Below are 18,475 nucleotides of genomic sequence, written 5' to 3'. Positions count from 1 at the left end.
GGGCCGGTCAGACCAGCCCTTGCTTGCTCGCCAGCACGGCGGCTTCGGCGCGGCTGGAAACGTTGAGCTTCTTGTAGATGGACTTGATGTGGTCGTTGACGGTGAACCACTTGATGCCCATCAGGCTGGCGATTTCCTTGATCGTGAAGCCCTTGCTCAGGTAGGTGAGCACCTCGGTCTCGCGCGGGGTGAGGCGCTCGTGGTCGGGCTGCTTCTCGATCGGCACGGGGCGGCTGGCCGTGAACCCGGTGGTGTTGACGAAGCCGCTGTCGGGCGCGGCATCGTTACCGCTGCCGTGCCGGAAATGCGTGAGCAGCCGGCGTGCGATGGCCGGCGACAGCGGGGGCTGGCCGCGCACGATCTTCTGCAGCTCTTCCACCAGCACCTCGAAGCGGTCTTCCTTCAGCAGGTAGCCGTCGGCACCGCGCTGCAGCGCCGGGAACAGGTGGTCGTCGTCGGAGTACAGCGTCGTGACGATCTTGGTGGCCGGGTAGTGCGTCAGCTCGGCCAGCAGTTCCATGCCGTTGCCGTCGGGCAGCTCGAGGTCGACGAGGATCAGCTTGAACGGATCGACGCCGTGCAGGCCCGATGCGCCGCCGGCCAGGCTGATGTGGCGGCGCGCGGTCTCCAGGTCGCCGGCTTCGGTGATGCTGTTGGCGTCGCTGAAGCTCTCGCGCACGACGCGGCACAGAAAGCTCCGGGCCACCGGGTTGTCTTCCAGGATCAGGACCTTCACGGCCATTGGCGACTCCTCGTCATCGCAGCCCGGATGCTAGCGCGTAAAGCGGCGTGACCGACCCGGTTCTGTCCCTTGGTTACGCGTTGACAAGCAGCAGCTTGCCGCGCACCTGGCGCGTGCCCATGCGGGCGTAGGCCGCGGGCAGCTCGGCCATGGGCAGGCGCTGGTCGATCACGGGCTTGATCTTGCCTTCGGCGTACCACTGCGCCAGCTGGCCGAGCGCAGCGGCGCTGGCCTGCGGCTCGCGCTTGACGAAGTCGCCCCAGAACACGCCGACGATCGAGGCGCCCTTCAGCAGCGCCAGGTTCCAGGGCAGCGCCGGGATGCCGCCCATCGCGAAGCCCACCACCAGGTAGCGACCGCGCCAGGCGATGCTGCGGAACACCGGCTCGGCCAGATCGCCGCCCACCGGGTCGTACACCACGTCGGGGCCCTTGCCGCCGGTCAGCGCCTTCAAGGTTTCGCGCACGTTGTCGCGGCTGTAGTTCAGCGTCGCATCGGCGCCGAGCGCGGTGCACAGCGCGCACTTCTCGTCGCTGGAGGCGGCGGCGATGACGCGCGCGCCCACCGCCTTGGCGATCTGCAGCGCGGCCGTGCCGACGCCACCCGCCGCGCCCAGCACCAGCACCGTCTCGCCTGCACGCAGCGCCGCGCGGTCGACCAGCGCGTGGTGCGAGGTGCCGTAGGTGAAGGCAAACGCCGCCGCGTCCTCGAGGTCGAAGCCCGGCGGCAGCGGCAGCACGCGGCCGGCTTCGACGATGGCATGGCTGGCGAAGCCGCCGGTGCCCGCGATGGCCGCCACCGGCTGGCCCACGCGCAGGTGCGTGACGCCGTCGCCCACCGCGTCGACGGTGCCGGAGAACTCGGCGCCGGGCACGAAGGGCAGGGGCGGCTTGAACTGGTACTTGCCTTCGACGATGAGCAGGTCCGGGAAGTTCAGGCTGGCCGCGCGCACCGCGATGCGCACCTCGCCGGCCTTCGGCACCGGCAGCGGCAGCGTGTGCATGCGCATCGCGCCGATGCCGTCCAGGGATTCGCAGAGCCAGGCAGTCATCGTCATGGTGGGTGTCTCCTCGTCGTGTGGCGGCGCATGATACGAATCCGGCGGCCCGCGGGGCGTCGCGCGCGCGACGCCGTCCAGGCGCCCGGCGTGCACCCGGGCGCAGGCAGCGACTCCCTACAATGCCGCGATGCACATTCTCATTGCCAACGACGACGGCTATCTCGCGCCCGGCATCGCCGCGCTGGTGCAGGCCTGCCAGGGCCTGGGCAGCATCGACGTGATCGCGCCCGAGCAGAACGCCAGCGGCACCTCGAACGCGCTGACGCTGACGCGGCCGCTGACGATGTTCGAGGCGCGCGGTGCGCTGGGCCACCCGGTGAAGGTGCTCAACGGCACGCCGTCGGACTGCGTGCACGTGGCGCTCACGGGTCTGCTCGAGCGCCGCCCCGACCTCGTGGTCTCGGGCATCAACAACGGCGCCAACATGGGCGACGACACGCTCTACTCGGGCACGGTGGCCGCGGCGATGGAGGGCTACCTCTTCGGCATCCCGGCCATCGCCTTCTCGCAGGCCGAGAAGGGCTGGGGCCAGCTCGACGCCGCGGCGGCCACGGCGCGCGCCATCATCGAGCAGGTGCTGGCGAGCACGCAGCCGCCCGGCCCGTGGCTGCTGAACGTGAACATCCCGAACCGGGCGGATGCGGCCGCGCTGCCGCGGGTCATCACGCGGCTGGGCCGGCGCCACGCCAGCGAGCCGGTGATCCGCCAGCAGAGCCCGCGCGGTGAGCCGCTGTACTGGATCGGCCCGGCCGGCGACGCGCGTGAAGCCGGTGCCGGCACCGATTTCCACGCCGTCGCCAGCGGCCTGGTGTCGATCACGCCGTTGCAGGTGGACCTGACCGACCACGCGCGGCGCAGCGCCTGGGCCGGCACGCTCGGCGTGCCGCTGGCCTGAGCCGTGAGCAAACCCGGACCGCGGTTTCCCGCCCGCCTGGGCCCGTTGCAGCCGGCGTCCAAGACGGGCAGCGCCAGCGTGCTGCGGCCGCAGCGGCCGGTGCACGAGGCTGCGCGCGATGCCACCCGCCGCAGCGACCCGGGCACGCGTTCGGCCGGCCTGGGCCTGGATTCGCAGGCGGTGCGCCTGCGCATGGTGGCGCGGTTGCGGGCCGACGGCGTGCGTTGCGAGCCGGTGCTGCAGGCCTTCGCCAGCGTCGAGCGGCATCGTTTCGTCGACACCGCGCTGGCCACGCAGGCCTACGAGGACACGAGCCTGCCCATCGGCCTGGGCCAGACCATCTCCAAGCCGTCGGTGGTGGCACGCATGCTGTCGCTGCTGTTCGCGGGCGAGGGCGCATCGGCCCGCGGCCACCTCGGGCGTGTTCTCGAGATCGGCACCGGCTGCGGCTACCAGACCGCGCTGCTGGCGCTGCTGAGCACGCGCGTGCTGTCGATCGAACGCCTGAAGCCGCTGCACGACAAGGCCCGCGCGCACCTGGCCGGCTGGCCGCAGGGCGACGTGCGCCTGGTGTATGCCGACGGCCGCCAGGGGCACGGCCCGAGTGCGCCGTACGACAGCATCGTCGCCGCGGCTGGCGGCGACGACCTGCCTGCCGCATGGATCGACCAACTGGCCATGGGGGGCCGGCTGGTGGCCCCGATGCACGATGCGGCCTCCGGCGGACAGGTGCTGCTGGTGCTGGACAAGCACGCCGGCGGCGTGCGCCGCCAGTTGCACGATGCCGTGCATTTCGTCCCCCTAAAATCCGGCACAGCATGAAGACGATCCCCACCGAGTTGAATTCCGCACGGCGCCGTGCGCCGCTGGTCGGCAGCCTGCTGCTGGCGGCACTGCTGGTCGGCTGCGCCAGTGCCGGACACCGCGCACCGATCGAAGACCGCGCGACCCCGCCCCGCGGCGCCAATGCCGTGCCGCCCGCAGGCGGCGCCGCGGCTGCGGCGGTGCCCGCCGCCGCGGCCTCCGCGGCCGATCCGGCGAAGGTGCTGCCCGGGGCCGAGAACCTGGGCAAGCCCGGCTACTACGCCGTGCGCCCCGGCGACACGATGATCCGCATCGGCCTGGAGAACGGCCAGAACTGGCGCGACATCGCGCGCTGGAACGGGCTCGACAACCCGAACGTGCTCGAGGTCGGCCAGGTGCTGCGCGTGGTGCCGCCGGCGGCTCCCGCGGCCGACCCGAACGCCGTCGTCGTGCGGCCCATCAGCCCGGGCGGCCGGGTCGACGGCAAGCCGCTGGTGGCGGGCGCCGGCGGCGCCTCGGGTGCCGCGGCGGCGCCCGGCACGCCCGCCACGCCCGCGACGTCTGCCGCCATGCCGGCCACGGCCGGCGCGGCCGGCTCGGCAGTGGCTGCCGCGCCGCAGCCCGCCACGCCCGCGCCTGCCGTGGGGGGCGACGACGACCTGGCCTGGTCGTGGCCGGCCTCCGGTCCGGTGGCGACCGGCTTCGACGAGGTGAAGAGCAAGGGACTGGCCATCACCGGCAAGGTGGGCGACCCCGTGCTGGCCACGGCCGACGGGCGCGTGGTCTATGCCGGCTCCGGCCTGCGGGGCTACGGCAACCTCATCATCGTCAAGCACAATGCCACCTACCTGTCGGCCTACGCGCACAATCAGACGCTGCTGGTGAAGGAGGATCAGGTGGTGCGACGCGGACAGAAGATCGCCGAGATGGGCAACAGCGACGCCGACCGCGTGCAGCTGCATTTCGAGATCCGCCGCCAGGGCAAGCCGGTCGATCCGGCGAAGCTGCTGCCACCGCGCTGAGGCGGCGGCGCACCCGATGCGGAGCATGGCATGGTCAAGCGGCGCGCAGCGCACGACGGCCATGCTGCCAAGGCGGCGCTGGCGGCGCATGCGCTGCGGGCGCTGAACCGCGAGGCACCCGACACCGAGCCCGCCGCGCTCGACGCCGCCGCGGAGACGCCGCCCCGGAACGGCCACGCGCGCGCGTCCGAGACGGCGGATGAACTCCCGGCGGATGCGATCCAGGCGCCGCACGATGGCGGCCCCGAGGGCCTGCCGGCCGCGCTGACCGCGCTGGACGACGGCGAGACCGACCACGGCAACACGCTGCAGAGCTACCTGCGGGACATCCGCCGCGCGCCGCTGCTCAGCGCGCAGGAGGAACACGCCACCGCCGTGGCGGCGCGGGCGGGCGACTTCGCCGCGCGCCAGCGCATGATCGAGCGCAACCTGCGGCTGGTGGTCAGCATCGCCAAGCACTACGTGGGGCGCGGGCTGCCGATGATCGATCTCATCGAGGAGGGCAACCTCGGCCTGATGCATGCCACCGGCAAGTTCGAGCCCGAGCGCGGCTTCCGCTTCTCGACCTATGCCTCGTGGTGGATCCGCCAGAGCATCGAGCGGGCCATCATGCACCAGGCCCGGCTGATCCGGCTGCCAGTGCACGTGGTGCGCGAGCTCAACCAGGTGCTGAAGGCGCGGCGGGCGCTCGAAGCCGCGCGGCGCACGCCCGGCGACGGCGACCGGGCCGCCAGCGTCGAGGAACTGGCCGCCGTGCTGCAACGGCCGGTGGCCCAGGTGGCGGCGTTGCTCAAGCTGGCCGAGCAGCCGTCGTCGCTGGACGCGCCGGTCGACGGCGAGGGCGGCAGCGAGTCGGTGCTCGACGCCGTGGCCGACGAGCAGGCCATCGACCCGCTGGGCCTGACGCTCAGCCACGAGGCCGTGGTCTGGCTGGAGCAGGGCATGGCGGCGCTGAACGAGCGCGAACGCGAGGTGCTGGCCGGCCGCTTCGGCCTGCACGACCGCGAGCCCGAGACGCTCGAGGAGCTGGCGGCGCGGCTGCGGCTCACGCGCGAACGCATCCGGCAGATCCAGCAGGAGGCGCTGCTGAAGCTCAAGCGCCGCATGGCGCGCAACGGCGTCGACCGCGACGCGCTGTTCTGACGCGCTGCACGGTGGCCGCACCGTGCCGGGCCCCGCCGATGACGCCCAGGCGACAGGTCCTGCGGGAATCACCCGACCCGCCGATCGGTGCCCCTCAGCGTTTCCCAGGGGGCGCGTGCCTCAGGCCCGCCGCTAGCATCCGCCCGGTCATCGCATCGACCAGGCGGAGGGTGCTTGCAGGTCCTGCAGCTCGTCATCAGCGGCATCGCACAGGGCTGCATCTACGGCCTCATCGCGCTGGGCTTCGTGCTGATCTACAAGGCCACCGAGACGGTGAGCTTCGCGCAGGGCGAGCTGATGATGCTGGGGGCGTTCTGCGGCCTGGCGCTGCTCACGGTGCTGGGCTTCCCCTACTGGCTGACCGTGCCCTGCGTGATCCTGGCGATGGCGGTGTTCGGCTTCGGTGTCGAGCGTCTCGTCATCCGGCCCATCCTCGGGCAGCCTGCGTTTTCCATCGTCATGCTGACCATCGGCATCGGCTACGTCGCGCGCGGGCTGATCACGATGATCCCCAACATCGGCACCGACACGCACACGCTGCAGGTGCCCTACAAGGACGAGATCTGGCGCGTCGGCACGCTGGTGCTGAACGTCGAGCAGATGGTCGTCATCGCTGCCACGGCCGTGCTGTGCGGGCTGCTGTTCGCGCTGTTCCGCTACAGCAAGATCGGCATCGCGATGCAGGCGGCGTCGCAGAACCAGCTGGCCGCCTACTACATGGGCATCCCGGTGCAGCGGCTCAACGGGCTGGTGTGGGGCCTGGCGGCCGCCGTGGCGGCCATTGCCGGGCTGCTGCTGGCGCCCATCACCTTCGTGCACGCGAACATGGGCTTCATCGGGCTGAAGGCGTTCCCGGCCGCCGTGGTCGGCGGCTTCGGCAGCCTGCCGGGTGCCATCGTCGGCGGGCTGGTGATCGGCATCGTCGAGGCGCTGTCGGGCTTCTACCTGCCTGAAGGGTTCAAGGACATCGCCGCCTACGTGGTGGTGCTGCTGATGCTGATGCTCAAGCCCAACGGCCTGTTCGGCGAAGCCTTGCGCAAGAAGGTGTAGGGCTGCCCATGCGATTCATCTTCAAGACCGACTACGACCAGGACGTGCGCCTGGCCAAGCACGGCGGCCACGTGTTCTGGTACGGGCTGCTGCTGCTGTTCCTGCTGGCCTCGCCCTGGCTGCTGCCCGAGTACTGGCTGGCGCAGCTGACCTTCGTGCTGATCTATTCGGTGGTCGGCCTCGGGCTGATGCTGCTGGCGGGCTTCACAGGGCTGTTCTCGATCGGCCACGCGGCCTTCCTGGGCGTCGGCGCGTACACGCAGGCTGTGCTGAGCAACATGGGCTGGCCGTTCCCGTTGTCGCTGGCCTGCGCCGGGCTGCTGTCGGCGGCGGTGGGCGTGGTGGTGGGCTTGCCGGCGCTGCGCGTGAAGGGCATCTACCTCGGCATCGCCACGCTGTCGTTCGGCTTCATCGTCGAGGAAGTGCTGGCGCGCTGGGAAAGCGTCACCGGCGGCAATGGCGGCATGCACGTGAAGGAACCGTCCATCGGCGCCTGGAAGCTCGACAGCGGCGAGGAGTTCTACTACCTGTGCCTGGTGGTCACCGTGCTGTCCACGCTGGCCATCGTGAACCTGCTGCGCAGCCCCACGGGGCGCGCGTTCGTGGCCATCCGCGACAGCGAGATCTCGGCGCAGAGCATGGGCATCCACCTGGCGCGCTACAAGACGCTGAGCTTCGCGCTGTCGGCGGCACTCGCCGGGCTGGGCGGCGCGCTGTACGCGCACAAGATCCAGTTCCTCAGCCCCGATCAGTTCAACATCGTGCAGTCCATCGACCTGCTGCTGATGGTGGTGATCGGCGGCCTGGGCTCGGTGCACGGCGCCTTCCTGGGGGCGATCTTCCTGATCACGATGCCGCAGCTGATCGCCTTGGGCAAGGATGTCCTGCCGCCTGTCATCGGCCAGGCGCCCGGGCTGCAGGCGGTGGTGTACGGCGGCGTGCTGATCGTCTTCGTGCTGTTCGAGCCGATGGGGCTGTACGGACGCTGGCTGAAGGTGCGCACCTTCTTCTCGATGTTCCCGTTCTACCGGCGCGGCATGTTCAAGCGCCAGAAGTCGTTCCAGAAGAGCGACCGGTTGAAGTGATGCAGCGCATGGGTTCCAGCTGATATGAGCGACATCCTGCTTTCGGCCCAGGACATCAGCGTGCGCTTCGGCGGCGTGCTGGCGGTCAACAAGGTCAGCTTCGACGTCAGGCGCGGCGAGGTCTTCACGCTGATCGGCCCCAACGGCGCAGGCAAGACCACGGTCTTCAACCTGATCAGCCGCATCTACACGCCCACCTCGGGCAGCCTGCGCTACGACGGGCAGGACCTGCTGGCGCTGCCGCCGCACGCCATCGCGGCGGTGGGCATCGCGCGCACGTTCCAGAACATCGAGCTGTTCGAGCATGCCAGCGTGCTGCAGAACCTGCTGATCGGCCGCCACACCCACCGCGGCACCGGGCTGCTGGACGACCTGCTGTTCACCGGCCGTGCACGCCGCGCGGCGCTGGCCGCACGCGAGAAGGTCGAGCACGTGATCGACTTCCTCGACCTGCAGCACCACCGCGACACGCTGATCGCCGGCCTGCCCTACGGCGTGCGCAAGGTGGTGGAACTGGCACGCGCCCTGTGCGCCGAGCCCAGGCTGCTGCTGCTGGACGAGCCCTCGTCGGGCCTGAACGTCGAGGAGACCGAGGACATGGTGTTCTGGATCCAGGACATCCGGCGCGAGTTCGGCACCACGGTGCTGATGGTCGAGCACGACATGTCGCTGGTGGGCAAGGTGTCCGACCGCGTGCTGGCGATGAACCAGGGCGAGGTGCTGGCGCTGGGCGAGCCCGCCGAGGTGCAGGCGCACCCGGGCGTCGTCGAGGCGTACCTGGGCTCGGCCGGCGACCTGGCGTCGCTGCGGCGGGAGAACGCGGCATGACGACCGGCGACGACGTGCTGGTGCTGTCGAACGTCGAGAGCGCCTACGGCCCGATCCGCGCGATCCGCGGCGTCAGCCTGAAGGTGCGGCGCGGCGAGATCAGCGCCGTGCTCGGCAGCAACGGCGCGGGCAAGACGACGATCCTGAAGACCATCTCCGGCATCATCGACCCGCGCCGCGGCAGCGTGCACTTCAAGGGCGCCGACATCACGGCCGCCGACCCCGCGAAGATCGTGCGCATGGGGCTGTGCCACGTGCCCGAGGGGCGCGAGGTCTTCCCGCTGCTGAGCGTGCACGACAACCTGCTGATGGGCGCGTACACGCGCAGCGACCGCGACGCGGTGGCACGCGACATCGAGCACGCCTACGCGTACTTCCCGATCCTGAAGGAACGCGAGCGCCAGGACGCCGGGCTGCTGTCGGGCGGGCAGCAGCAGATGCTGGCGATCGCGCGCGCGCTGGTGGCCGCACCCGAGATGATCCTGCTCGACGAGCCCAGCCTGGGCCTGAGCCCCAAGCTCACGCGCGAGATCTTCGAGATCGTCGTGCGCATCAACCGCGAGCGCGGCACCACCATCCTGCTGGTGGAGCAGAACGCCAACATGGCGCTGAACGCCGCCGACCACGGCTACGTGCTGGAGAACGGCCGCATCGTGATGGAGGACCGCTGCGCCGTGCTGCGCGAGAAGGACGACGTGAAGGAGTTCTACCTCGGCATCAAGGACGCCGGCGTGCGCGGCGAGCGGCGCTGGAAGAAGAAGAAGACCTGGAGATAGCCATGCCGAACCTCTGGGACGCACTGGAACTGAAACCCAACACCGACATCGTGCTGCCGGGGGAGACCGTGCCGGCGGTGTTCTGGAACGGCGTGGCGCGGCGCGGCGACGCCGTCTGGATGCGCGAGAAGCGCCTGGGGCTGTGGAAGTCCTGGACCTGGAACCAGGTCGCGCAAGCCGTGCGCGAGGTGGCGCACGGCCTGATGGCGTTGGGCTTCGCACCCGGCGAGCGGGTGTCGATCCTGTCGAACACGGTCGTCGAATGGGTGCTGGCCGACCTGGCGACGCTGAGCGCCGGCGGCGTCAGCAGCGGCATCTATCCCACCGACTCGGCGGCGCAGACGCAGTACCTGTGCGAGGACTCGTCCACCGTCGTGCTGTTCGTGGAAGACGACGAGCAGCTCGACAAGGCGCTGGAGGTGCGGCCGCAACTGCCGCTGCTGCGCAGGATCGTCGTCTTCGACATGGAAGGCCTGCACGACCTGGACGACCCCGGCATCATCGGGCTGGATGCGCTGCGTGCGCTGGGCCGCGAGCACCTGGCGGCGCATCCGCAGGCGCTCGAGCGGCGCATCGCGGCCCTCGACCCGGCGGCGCTTGCCATCCTGGTCTACACCTCGGGCACCACCGGCAAGCCCAAGGGCGCGATGCACAACCACCGCTCGCTGGTGGCGGCGATGCGCGGCTACCACCAGATCACGGCGCAGTACGAGGACGACGAGCGCATGTGCTTCCTGCCGCTGTGCCACATCGCCGAGCGCATGGGCGGCGAGTACTTCGCGATGTACTCGGGGGCGAGGCTGAACTTCGTCGAGAACCCCGACACCGTGCCCGAGAACGTGCGCGAGATCGCGCCCACGGTCGCCACCGCGGTGCCGCGCGTGTGGGAGAAGTTCTACTCGGCCGTCACCATCGGCGTGAAGGAGGCCAGCCGCGTGCAGCAGCTGGCCTACGGCTGGAGCCTGGGCGTGGGCATGCAGGTGGCCGAGCGCGTGCTGGCCGGCCGGCCGGTGCCGGGCACGCTGAAGCTGAAGTTCCGCGTGGCGCGCTGGCTGGCGCTGGACAACGTGCGCAAGCTGATCGGCGTGGACCGGGCGCGCATCTGCGTCACCGGCGCGGCGCCGATCTCGCCCGACCTGGTGAAGTGGTACCTGGCCCTGGGGGTGCCGATGCTCGAGGTGTGGGGCATGACCGAGACGGCCGGCATCTCCACCTACACGCCGGCCGACCGCATCCGGCCCGGCTGCATCGGCATCGCAGCGCCCTGGAACGAGGTGCGCATCGACCCGGCCACCGGCGAGATCCTGGTGCGCGGGCCCAACGTCTTCATGGGCTACCTGAACCTGCCCGACAAGACCGCCGAGACCGTCGACGCCGACGGCTGGCTGCACACGGGCGACGTCGGCACGGTGGACGCCGACGGCGTGTTCCGCATCACCGACCGCATGAAGGACATCATCATCACCGCGGGCGGCAAGAACATCACGCCCAGCGAGTGGGAGAACGAACTCAAGTTCTCGCCCTACGTGACCGACGCGGTCGTGATCGGCGACAAGCGTGCCTACCTCACGGTGCTGATCATGATCGACCAGGAGAACGTCGAGAAGTTCGCGCAGGACCACGACGTGCCGTTCAGCAATTACGCCAGCTTGACACGCGCCCCGGAGGTGCGAGCATTGATCCAGGGCGAGATCGACAAGGTCAACACCAAGTTCGCCCGGGTGGAGCAGATCAAGAAGTTCCACCTGCTCGAATCCCAGCTGACCGCGGAAGACGAAGAGCTCACGCCCACGATGAAGCTCAAGCGCAAGCTGGTGCAGCAGAAGTACGCGCCGCAGATCGAAGCCATGTACGCCTGAAGGAGACACCCACCATGCACACCGTTCGCCTGATCACCGCACTGGCGCTTGCTGCCGCCGCGGCCACCGCAGGCGCCCAGCAGGGCGTCAGCAAGTCCGAGATCGTCGTCGGCTCCATCCAGGACCTGTCGGGGCCGATCGCCGGCTTCGGCAAGCAGACGCGCTTCGGCATGCAGCTGCGCGTGGACGAGCTCAACGAGCAGGGCGGCGTGCACGGCCGCAAGATCAGGCTGATCTTCGAGGACTCGGGCTACGACCCGAAGAAGGCCGTGCTGGCGGCGCAGAAGCTGGTGAACCAGGACAAGGTCTTCGCGGTGGCAGGCCACATCGGCACGGCGCAGAACCTGGCGGCGATGCCGGTGCAGTTCAGCAAGAACGTGATGAACTGGTACCCGATCACGGCCGCGCGCGAGATGTACGAGCCCTTCCACAAGCTCAAGTTCGCCTTCGCGGCCTCGTACTACGACCAGATGCGCATCTTCGCTCCCCGCCTGGCGAAGGAGAAGGGCGCCAAGAAGGCCTGCGCGATGTACCAGGACGACGAGTTCGGTCTCGAGGTGCTGCGTGGCGCGGAAGCCGGGCTGAAGACCATCGGCATGGAACTGGTCGAGAAGACCAGCTACAAGCGCGGCGCCACCGACTTCTCGAGCCAGGTGCAGCGCATGCAGGCCGCGGGCTGCGACTTCGTGGTGCTGGGCACCATCATCCGCGAGACGATCGGCGGCATCGCCACCGGCCTCAAGCTGGGCTTCAAGCCCACCTACCTGGGATCCAGCGCGGCCTACACCGACCTCATCCACAAGCTGGGCGGCAAGGCGATGGATGGCCTGTACGCCGCGATGACTGTGCAGAACCCGTACCTCGACGACGCTTCGCAGCGCGTCAGCTTCTGGGCCAACAAGTACAAGACCAAGTTCAACGAGGATCCGACCGTGTTCTCGGTCTACGGCTACAGCGCCATCGACGCCTTCATCCAGGTGGCGCAGAAGGCCGGGCCGAATCTCACGACCGACAGCTTCGTGAAGGCCATCGAGGGCATGACCTTCTCGCCCGACATCTTCGGCAGCGCGCCGGCCAGCTTCGGCCCGACCAAGCGCCAGGGCAGCAACGAGTCGCGCCTGTCGCAGCTGCAGGATGGCCGCTGGCGCCTGGTGACGCCCGAGTACGTGAAGCCCTGAATCCCTGAGGGCTCGGCCATCGCGCCACGGGCCGCCTGCGGGCGGCCCGTGGTCGTTTTGGCCCGGATAATCGGGCCCATGAGTTCAGGTTTCGATTGGCTGGAGGTCGAGTCGCTCGACCTCGAAGCGCAGGGCATCGCCCACCGCAGCACCGGCGAGGGCGCCGGCAAGGTGGTCTTCATCGAAGGCGCCCTGCCCGGCGAGCGCGTGCAGGTGAGCGTCTCGCGCAAGAAGAACAACTGGGAGCAGGGCCAGGTCTCGGCGATCGCGCGCGAGAGCGCGCAGCGCGTGCGCCCGGGCTGTCCGCACTTCGGCCTGCACGCCGGCGCCTGCGGCGGCTGCAAGATGCAGCACCTGCATCCGGCGGCGCAGGTGGCGGTGAAGCAGCGGGTGCTCGAAGACAACCTGTGGCACCTGGCCAAGGTGAAGCCCGAGCAGGTGCTGCGGCCGCTGGAGGGCCCGGCCTGGGGCTACCGCTGGCGCGCGCGGCTGTCGGTGCGCTTTGTCGCGAAGAAGGGCGTGGTGCTGGTGGGCTTCCACGAGCGCAAGTCGCGCTACGTCGCCGACATGACCGTGTGCCCGGTACTGCCGCCGGCCGTGAGCGCGCTGCTGCCGGCGCTGCGCACGCTGATCGGCGGCATGGACCAGCGCGACCGCCTGCCGCAGATCGAGCTCGCCGCCGGCGACAGCGTCGTCGCGCTGGTGCTGCGCCACCTGGAGCCGCTGACACCCGCCGACGCACAGCGCCTGCGCGACTTCGCCGCCGCGCACGGCGTGCAGTGGTGGCTGCAGCCCAAGGGCCCGGACACCGTGCACCTGCTGGACGACGGCGGGCCGGTGCTGGCCTACGGCCTGCCCGAGTTCGGCATCACGATGCCGTTCAAGCCCACCGACTTCACGCAGGTCAACCCGCACATCAACCGCGTGCTGGTGGAGCGTGCCGTGCGGCTGCTGGCGGCGCAGCCGCGGGACCACGTGATCGACTGGTTCTGCGGCCTGGGCAACTTCACGCTGCCGCTGGCCACGCGGGCGGCGCAGGTGCTGGGCATCGAGGGCAGCGAGACGCTGGTGCAGCGCGCGCGCGACAACGCAGCGGCCAACGGCCTGGCGGCGAAGACGCGTTTCGAGGCGCGCAACCTGTTCGAGATCACGCCCGACGACCTGCGCGCCTTGGGCGCGGTGCAGCGCTGGCTGATCGACCCGCCGCGCGAAGGCGCCTTCGCGCTGGCCAAGGCGGTGGCCGACCTGCACGCGGCGGGCGGCTTCGCGCTGCCGCAGCGCATCGTCTACGTCAGCTGCAACCCGGCGACGCTGGCCCGCGACGCCGGCCTGCTGGTGCACCAGGGCGGCTACCGCGCCAGCCTCGCCGGCGTGGTGAACATGTTCCCGCACACGGCGCACACCGAGTCGATCGCCGTTTTCGACCGGGCATGAAAAAGGGCCCCGACAGGGGCCCTGGTCTTGCAGCGGGCGGCAGGGGAGATTTACTCCTTCTCTCCGCCGAAGATGCCCAGCAGGGCCAGCAGGCTCTGGAACACGTTGTAGATGTCCAGGTAGATCGCCAGCGTGGCGCTGATGTAGTTGGTCTCGCCGCCGTCGATGACGCGCTTGATGTCGTACAGCATGAAGGCCGAGAACAGGCCGATCGCCACGACCGACAGCGTCATCATCAGCGCGCTGGACTGCAGGAAGATGTTCACCAGGCCGGCCACCAGCAGCAGGATCGCGCCGACGAACAGGAACTTGCCCATGTTCGTGAGGTCGCGCTTGATCACGCTGGCCAGACTGGCCATCGCGACGAACACCACGGCGGTGCCGCCGAAGGCGGTCATGATCAGCGACGCGCCGTTGCTGAAGCCCAGCACGGCCGCCAGGATGCGCGACAGCATGAGGCCCATGAAGAACGTGAAGCCCAGCAGCACCGGCACGCCGGCGGCCGAGTTCTTGGTCTTCTCGATCGCGAACATGAAGCCGAAGGCACCACCCAGGAACACGATGGCGCTCATGCCCATGCCCAGACCGGCGACGATGCCGGTCTGCACGCCGATCCAGGCGCCCAGCACCGTGGGCAGCAGCGACAGCGCCAGCAGCCAGTAGGTGTTGCGCAGCACCCGCTGGCGCTGCGAGGCCAGCGCGCCGCTATCGGCGTAGCCGGGATAGTTTTGCACGCTTTGGTTCATTCGATCTCCTTGGGGTACAGAGGACGCACGACAGTTTTGACGTGCGCGCGGATTGTAGGGCGGGCCTGCCACCGGCAACATGGCCCCACTGACCGTCAGTTGTATCGTGCCGCCCATGAAGACCAAACCCGTGCTCACCCTGGACGATGTCCGCCGCATCGCCGCTGCCGCCGAGGCCGAAGCCCTGGCCCACCAGTGGAACGTGTCCATCGCCATCGTCGACGACGGCGGCCACCTGCTGTGGCTGCAGCGCCTGGACGGCGCCGCCCCGATCTCGTCGCACATCGCGCCGTCGAAGGCGCGCACCGCCGCGCTGGGCCGGCGCGAGAGCCGTGTCTACGAAGAAATGATCAACCAGGGCCGGGTGTCCTTCCTGAGCGCCCCCACGCTGGAAGGCCTGCTGGAAGGCGGCGTGCCGGTGCTGGTGGACGGCCAGTGTGTCGGCGCCGTGGGCGTGAGCGGCGTGAAGTCGGCCGAGGACGCGCAGATCGCGCGCGCCGGCATCGCGGCACTCGGCCTGTGACGGCAGCCGCTCAGCGGCGCAGCAGCAGCAGGCAGCCGGCGACGATGAGTGCCGCCGACGCGGCGGTGGTCGCGGTGGGCACCTCGCCGAACAGCAGGTAGCCCAGCAGCACGGCCCAGACGAAGCTGGTGTACTCCAGCGGCGCGACGCGCGTGGCCTCCAGGTGCGTAAACGCCCAGGTCAGCGACAGCAGCCCGACGGTGGCGAAGGCCCCGGTCAGGGCGATGACCGGCAGGTCGCCCGGGTCCAGCGGCCGCCAGGCCAGCGCCGCCGGCACCGCCAGCAGCAGCGCCGGCCCGACGTTCTGCAGCAGCAGGATCGTCCACACCGAGTCCCGCTGCGCCTGGCGCCGGGCGAGGATCATCACGCCTGAAAAGGCCAGCGCCGACAGCCCGGCCGCGACCAGGCCCTCCAACTGCCGGCTGCCGGCAGGCTCCTGCAACTCGGGCCACAAGGCCACGCCGACGCCGGCGACACCGAAGGCCAGCGCCAGCCAGATCCAGGGCGACGGCCGCTCGCGCAGCACCAGCATCGCCAGCAGCGAAGTGGCGATGGGCGCCACGTAGCTCATCGCCACGGCCTGCGCCAGCGGCAGCAGCGTCAGCGCATGGAAGTAGCCCACCAGGCAGCCCAGCAGCAGGGCGATGCGCCAGCCGTGGAAGCGCCACTCGCTGCGCACGGGCATCGGCGAGCGCACCCGCGCCCACAGGGCGATGGCGAACAGCGCGCCGCTGGCGAAGCGGAAGAAGGCGAGCTGCAGCGCGTCGTAGCGCGGTGCGAGCGACTTCACGGTGGCGTCCATGCTGACGAAGCTGGCCATGGCCAGCGCGCCGGCCAGCAGGGGCCAGACCGGCGTGTTCTTCGGTGCTTGCATCGGTGAAGAGTCTATGCCGGCAGGCTATACTCTCGCGGTTTACCCGCCCTCAACGCAGCCCCAGCGAATCACCGGCACAAGCAGCCAGCGGTTTCCCCCGCGGACCCCTTCTCGAGAGGGGCGCTGGGCGCGCGAACCCCGGAGCTTTTGCCTTGCTGCCCGTCCTGCCCCCCGCACTCCTCGCACTCGCAGACGGCACGACCTTTCTCGGCACGTCGATCGGCGCCCCCGGTCACACGGTCGGTGAAGTGGTGTTCAACACCTCGCTCACCGGCTACCAGGAAATCCTCACCGACCCCAGCTACTGCCGGCAGATCGTCACGTTGACGTATCCGCACATCGGCAACACGGGCGTGAACCTGGAAGACGTCGAGTCGAAGAAGGTTCATGCCGCCGGCCTGGTCATCAAGGACCTGCCGATCCGCGTGTCCAACTTCCGCGCCACGCAGTCGCTGTCGCAGTACCTGCAGGCCGAAGGCACGGTGGCCATCGCCGACATCGACACCCGCCGGCTGACGCGCGTGCTGCGCAGCACCGGCGCGCAGAACGGCTGCATCGCCACCTGGTCCGCCGGCACCACCGTCACGCCGGCCATGGTGGCCGACGCCGTGGCGCGTGCGCAGGGGGCGCCGTCGATGGCCGGGCTGGACCTGGCGCGTGTGGTCAGCACCACCGAGGCCTACGACTGGACCGAGACCGAGTGGGCGCTGGGCAGCGGCTACGGCCAGCTGGCCGACGCGAAGTTCCACGTCGTCGCGTACGACTTCGGCGTCAAGCGCAACATCCTGCGCATGCTGGCCAGCCGCGGCTGCCGCATCACCGTGGTGCCGGCGACGACTCCGGCCGCCGAGGTGCTGAAGCTCCAGCCGGACGGCGTCTTCCTCAGCAACGGCCCCGGCGACCCCGAGCCCTGCAGCTACGCCATCGAAGCCACCCGCGCGCTCATCGACAGCGGCACGCCCACCTTCGGCATCTGCCTGGGCCACCAGATCCTGGCGCTGGCCTCCGGCGCCAGGACCTTCAAGATGAAGTTCGGCCACCATGGCGCCAACCATCCGGTGAAGGACCTGGACTCGGGCCGCGTCAGCATCACCAGCCAGAACCACGGATTCGCGGTCGACGAGACCTCGCTGCCCGCGAACCTGCGCCCGACGCACGTGAGCCTGTTCGACGGCACGCTGCAGGGCCTGGCGCGCACGGACAAGCCGGCGTTCTGTTTCCAGGGTCACCCGGAAGCGAGCCCGGGGCCGCACGACATCGGCTACCTGTTCGACCGCTTCACCGCGCTGATGGCGGCCTGAGCGGGGGCAACCCATGGCCAAGATCCTGTATTCGGCCACCGCGGCCGACGGCAGCAAGACCGAGGGGTTCGTCGATGCGATGTCGGCGGCCTCGGCGCGCGACGACCTGGTGCGCCAGGGCCTGCGCGACGTGGTGCTGCACCAGGAACCTGCGCTCCCGCAGTCGCCCGAGGAACTGACGGGCCTGAGTCCGTCGGAGGTGCGTGCGCTGGCGCAGTTCAAGCTGCGCGTGATGCGCTCACCCGGCCTGGGCACGGTGCTTGCCGAGGTGGCCCGACGTTCGCGCTGGTGGCTGCTGTTCGACCTGCTCGTCGTCGCCTGGGGCCTGTCCATCGGCGACACCTTCTGGGTCGTGACCTTCTCCGCACTCGCGCTGCTGCCGTTCGTGCCGACGTTGTGGCAATGGCGGCACGTCGGTCGCTACCAGCAGCTGCTGAAGGCCTGCGCGCTGGGCGACGCTGCGGCGGCTCGGCGCCTCGTGGCGCAGCTGCGCCCGGTGAGCCGGAACCACCCGCTGATGGACTTCGACCTCGACGTGCGCCTGGCCGCCTTCGAGGCGCGTGCCGGGCGCCCGGACGCGGCGCTGGCGTCGCTGGAACCCTGGCGCGCGCGGCTGGCCGACCAGCCCGGCCTGCTCGAATGCCGGCTGGCCGACGTGGCACTGGCCGGTGGCGACAGCGCCGCCTTCGTGCGCCTGATGGGGACATCGGCCACGCTTGCGAACGGCGACCCGTCGCGCACGCTCGACCACGCGCTGGCCCAGGCGCGGCTGGGCGACGTGCAGGTGGCCGCGACGCTGCTGGACAGCATCGACACCAGCCTGCTGCCGCCCCACGGCGCCGGTTTCGTGCACTGGGTGCGCGGCCTCGTGCAGCTGCGCCAGAACCATCCCGACGGCCTGTCGACGCTGGGTGCCGCCGTCGCCGACTTCCTGCGGCTGGGCGAGAACCCCGCGGTGTGGACGGCACTGGCCTTCTGCGCCTGCGACCACGCCGTGGCGCTGAACATGGCCGGCCAGAGCACGCGTGCGCGGCGCCAGATCGCCGACGTCTGGCCGGTGCTGAGCGCCCATGCACCCAAGGCCTTGCTGCGCATGCTCGAAGGCGACGGCCTGCTGCCGTCGCAGGCCGCCCAGAAGAACTCTCCGCGTTGACC

The 18,475-nt window shown here is 70.2% G+C and carries 18 protein-coding genes; 14 read left to right on the top strand and 4 right to left on the bottom strand.

Annotated elements, in window-relative coordinates:
* Positions 1-7: 7 nt before the first annotated feature.
* Positions 8-742, bottom strand: coding sequence for a LuxR C-terminal-related transcriptional regulator (locus ACPOLB_RS04955; protein ID WP_425260205.1), 735 nt, complete (start codon positions 740-742; stop codon positions 8-10).
* Positions 743-815: 73 nt separating this feature from the next.
* On the bottom strand, positions 816-1,793 hold the full coding sequence (locus ACPOLB_RS04950) for an NADPH:quinone oxidoreductase family protein (protein WP_425261875.1): 978 nt from the start codon (positions 1,791-1,793) through the stop codon (positions 816-818).
* A 136-nt stretch (positions 1,794-1,929) separates the two neighbouring features.
* Here ACPOLB_RS04950 and surE point away from each other — a divergent pair, with 136 nt between their 5' ends.
* The 11 genes from surE to rlmD all read left to right on the top strand — a co-directional run bounded on the left by surE (position 1,930) and on the right by rlmD (position 13,876).
* Positions 1,930-2,697, top strand: a complete 768-nt coding sequence (gene surE, locus ACPOLB_RS04945) for a 5'/3'-nucleotidase SurE (RefSeq protein ID WP_425260203.1) — start codon at positions 1,930-1,932, stop codon at positions 2,695-2,697.
* Positions 2,698-2,700: 3 nt separating this feature from the next.
* Positions 2,701-3,519, top strand: coding sequence for a protein-L-isoaspartate(D-aspartate) O-methyltransferase (locus ACPOLB_RS04940; protein ID WP_425260202.1), 819 nt, complete (start codon positions 2,701-2,703; stop codon positions 3,517-3,519).
* Entirely contained in the window at positions 3,516-4,523 is a 1,008-nt protein-coding gene (locus tag ACPOLB_RS04935; protein ID WP_425260200.1) for a peptidoglycan DD-metalloendopeptidase family protein, read from the top strand. Before ACPOLB_RS04940 ends, ACPOLB_RS04935 begins: the two co-directional genes overlap by 4 nt.
* A gap of 30 nt (positions 4,524-4,553) precedes the next feature.
* Complete coding sequence (rpoS, locus tag ACPOLB_RS04930) at positions 4,554-5,666, top strand: RNA polymerase sigma factor RpoS (RefSeq protein WP_425260198.1); 1,113 nt, start codon at positions 4,554-4,556, stop codon at positions 5,664-5,666.
* A 174-nt stretch (positions 5,667-5,840) separates the two neighbouring features.
* Positions 5,841-6,716 (top strand): branched-chain amino acid ABC transporter permease, encoded by an 876-nt coding sequence (locus tag ACPOLB_RS04925; protein ID WP_425260197.1) that lies wholly within the window; start codon positions 5,841-5,843, stop codon positions 6,714-6,716.
* A gap of 8 nt (positions 6,717-6,724) precedes the next feature.
* Entirely contained in the window at positions 6,725-7,801 is a 1,077-nt protein-coding gene (locus ACPOLB_RS04920) for a branched-chain amino acid ABC transporter permease (protein WP_425260195.1), read from the top strand.
* A 24-nt stretch (positions 7,802-7,825) separates the two neighbouring features.
* Positions 7,826-8,629, top strand: a complete 804-nt coding sequence (locus ACPOLB_RS04915) for an ABC transporter ATP-binding protein (RefSeq protein WP_425260194.1) — start codon at positions 7,826-7,828, stop codon at positions 8,627-8,629.
* Entirely contained in the window at positions 8,626-9,405 is a 780-nt protein-coding gene (locus ACPOLB_RS04910; RefSeq protein WP_425260193.1) for an ABC transporter ATP-binding protein, read from the top strand. The genes ACPOLB_RS04915 and ACPOLB_RS04910 overlap by 4 nt, the downstream gene beginning before the upstream one ends.
* A 2-nt stretch (positions 9,406-9,407) precedes the next feature.
* On the top strand, positions 9,408-11,264 hold the full coding sequence (locus tag ACPOLB_RS04905) for an AMP-dependent synthetase/ligase (protein WP_425260192.1): 1,857 nt from the start codon (positions 9,408-9,410) through the stop codon (positions 11,262-11,264).
* A gap of 14 nt (positions 11,265-11,278) precedes the next feature.
* Positions 11,279-12,442 carry an ABC transporter substrate-binding protein gene (locus ACPOLB_RS04900; protein ID WP_425260191.1) on the top strand — a complete coding sequence of 388 codons (1,164 nt, stop codon included), beginning with the start codon at positions 11,279-11,281 and terminating at the stop codon, positions 12,440-12,442.
* Positions 12,443-12,520: 78 nt separating this feature from the next.
* Complete coding sequence (gene rlmD / locus ACPOLB_RS04895) at positions 12,521-13,876, top strand: 23S rRNA (uracil(1939)-C(5))-methyltransferase RlmD (RefSeq protein ID WP_425260190.1); 1,356 nt, start codon at positions 12,521-12,523, stop codon at positions 13,874-13,876.
* A gap of 50 nt (positions 13,877-13,926) precedes the next feature.
* On the opposite strand, the gene ACPOLB_RS04890 is transcribed toward rlmD, so the two are convergent.
* Positions 13,927-14,622: a Bax inhibitor-1/YccA family protein gene (locus tag ACPOLB_RS04890; protein WP_425260189.1), complete on the bottom strand. Its 696-nt coding sequence runs from the start codon at positions 14,620-14,622 to the stop codon at positions 13,927-13,929.
* Positions 14,623-14,737: 115 nt separating this feature from the next.
* On the opposite strand from ACPOLB_RS04890, the gene ACPOLB_RS04885 reads away from it, so the two are divergent.
* The gene (locus ACPOLB_RS04885) at positions 14,738-15,145 is read left to right on the top strand and encodes a GlcG/HbpS family heme-binding protein (RefSeq protein WP_425260188.1); all 408 of its coding nucleotides are present in this window, start codon (positions 14,738-14,740) and stop codon (positions 15,143-15,145) included.
* Between the two features lie 10 nt (positions 15,146-15,155).
* Here ACPOLB_RS04885 and ACPOLB_RS04880 read toward each other — a convergent pair whose 3' ends face one another.
* Positions 15,156-16,019, bottom strand: a complete 864-nt coding sequence (locus ACPOLB_RS04880; RefSeq protein ID WP_425260187.1) for a DMT family transporter — start codon at positions 16,017-16,019, stop codon at positions 15,156-15,158.
* A gap of 152 nt (positions 16,020-16,171) precedes the next feature.
* Here ACPOLB_RS04880 and carA point away from each other — a divergent pair, with 152 nt between their 5' ends.
* Both carA and ACPOLB_RS04870 read left to right on the top strand, forming a co-directional pair.
* Positions 16,172-17,320: a glutamine-hydrolyzing carbamoyl-phosphate synthase small subunit gene (gene carA / locus ACPOLB_RS04875; protein WP_425260186.1), complete on the top strand. Its 1,149-nt coding sequence runs from the start codon at positions 16,172-16,174 to the stop codon at positions 17,318-17,320.
* A gap of 13 nt (positions 17,321-17,333) precedes the next feature.
* Positions 17,334-18,473, top strand: coding sequence for a hypothetical protein (locus tag ACPOLB_RS04870; RefSeq protein WP_425260185.1), 1,140 nt, complete (start codon positions 17,334-17,336; stop codon positions 18,471-18,473).
* Positions 18,474-18,475: the final 2 nt, after the last annotated feature.

Origin of the sequence: Rubrivivax soli (assembly GCF_049810355.1) — a bacterium.
Classification (GTDB): Bacteria; Pseudomonadota; Gammaproteobacteria; order Burkholderiales; family Burkholderiaceae_C; genus Rubrivivax.
The sequence above is the reverse complement of the archived record's forward strand: the minus strand, read 5'-3'. Positions and strand labels throughout refer to the sequence as shown.

Excerpts from the sequence above, each read along its gene's own strand:
- ACPOLB_RS04950 (WP_425261875.1), bottom strand. The coding sequence starts at position 1,793 with ATGACTGCCTGGCTCTGCGAATCCCTGGACGGCATCGGCGCGATGCGC.
- surE (WP_425260203.1), top strand. The coding sequence starts at position 1,930 with ATGCACATTCTCATTGCCAACGACGACGGCTATCTCGCGCCCGGCATC.
- ACPOLB_RS04870 (WP_425260185.1), top strand. The coding sequence starts at position 17,334 with ATGGCCAAGATCCTGTATTCGGCCACCGCGGCCGACGGCAGCAAGACC.
- ACPOLB_RS04900 (WP_425260191.1), top strand. The coding sequence starts at position 11,279 with ATGCACACCGTTCGCCTGATCACCGCACTGGCGCTTGCTGCCGCCGCG.
- ACPOLB_RS04910 (WP_425260193.1), top strand. The coding sequence starts at position 8,626 with ATGACGACCGGCGACGACGTGCTGGTGCTGTCGAACGTCGAGAGCGCC.
- ACPOLB_RS04885 (WP_425260188.1), top strand. The coding sequence starts at position 14,738 with ATGAAGACCAAACCCGTGCTCACCCTGGACGATGTCCGCCGCATCGCC.
- ACPOLB_RS04905 (WP_425260192.1), top strand. The coding sequence starts at position 9,408 with ATGCCGAACCTCTGGGACGCACTGGAACTGAAACCCAACACCGACATC.
- ACPOLB_RS04935 (WP_425260200.1), top strand. The coding sequence starts at position 3,516 with ATGAAGACGATCCCCACCGAGTTGAATTCCGCACGGCGCCGTGCGCCG.
- ACPOLB_RS04915 (WP_425260194.1), top strand. The coding sequence starts at position 7,826 with ATGAGCGACATCCTGCTTTCGGCCCAGGACATCAGCGTGCGCTTCGGC.
- ACPOLB_RS04955 (WP_425260205.1), bottom strand. The coding sequence starts at position 742 with ATGGCCGTGAAGGTCCTGATCCTGGAAGACAACCCGGTGGCCCGGAGC.
- ACPOLB_RS04880 (WP_425260187.1), bottom strand. The coding sequence starts at position 16,019 with ATGCAAGCACCGAAGAACACGCCGGTCTGGCCCCTGCTGGCCGGCGCG.
- ACPOLB_RS04890 (WP_425260189.1), bottom strand. The coding sequence starts at position 14,622 with ATGAACCAAAGCGTGCAAAACTATCCCGGCTACGCCGATAGCGGCGCG.
- rpoS (WP_425260198.1), top strand. The coding sequence starts at position 4,554 with ATGGTCAAGCGGCGCGCAGCGCACGACGGCCATGCTGCCAAGGCGGCG.
- ACPOLB_RS04920 (WP_425260195.1), top strand. The coding sequence starts at position 6,725 with ATGCGATTCATCTTCAAGACCGACTACGACCAGGACGTGCGCCTGGCC.
- rlmD (WP_425260190.1), top strand. The coding sequence starts at position 12,521 with ATGAGTTCAGGTTTCGATTGGCTGGAGGTCGAGTCGCTCGACCTCGAA.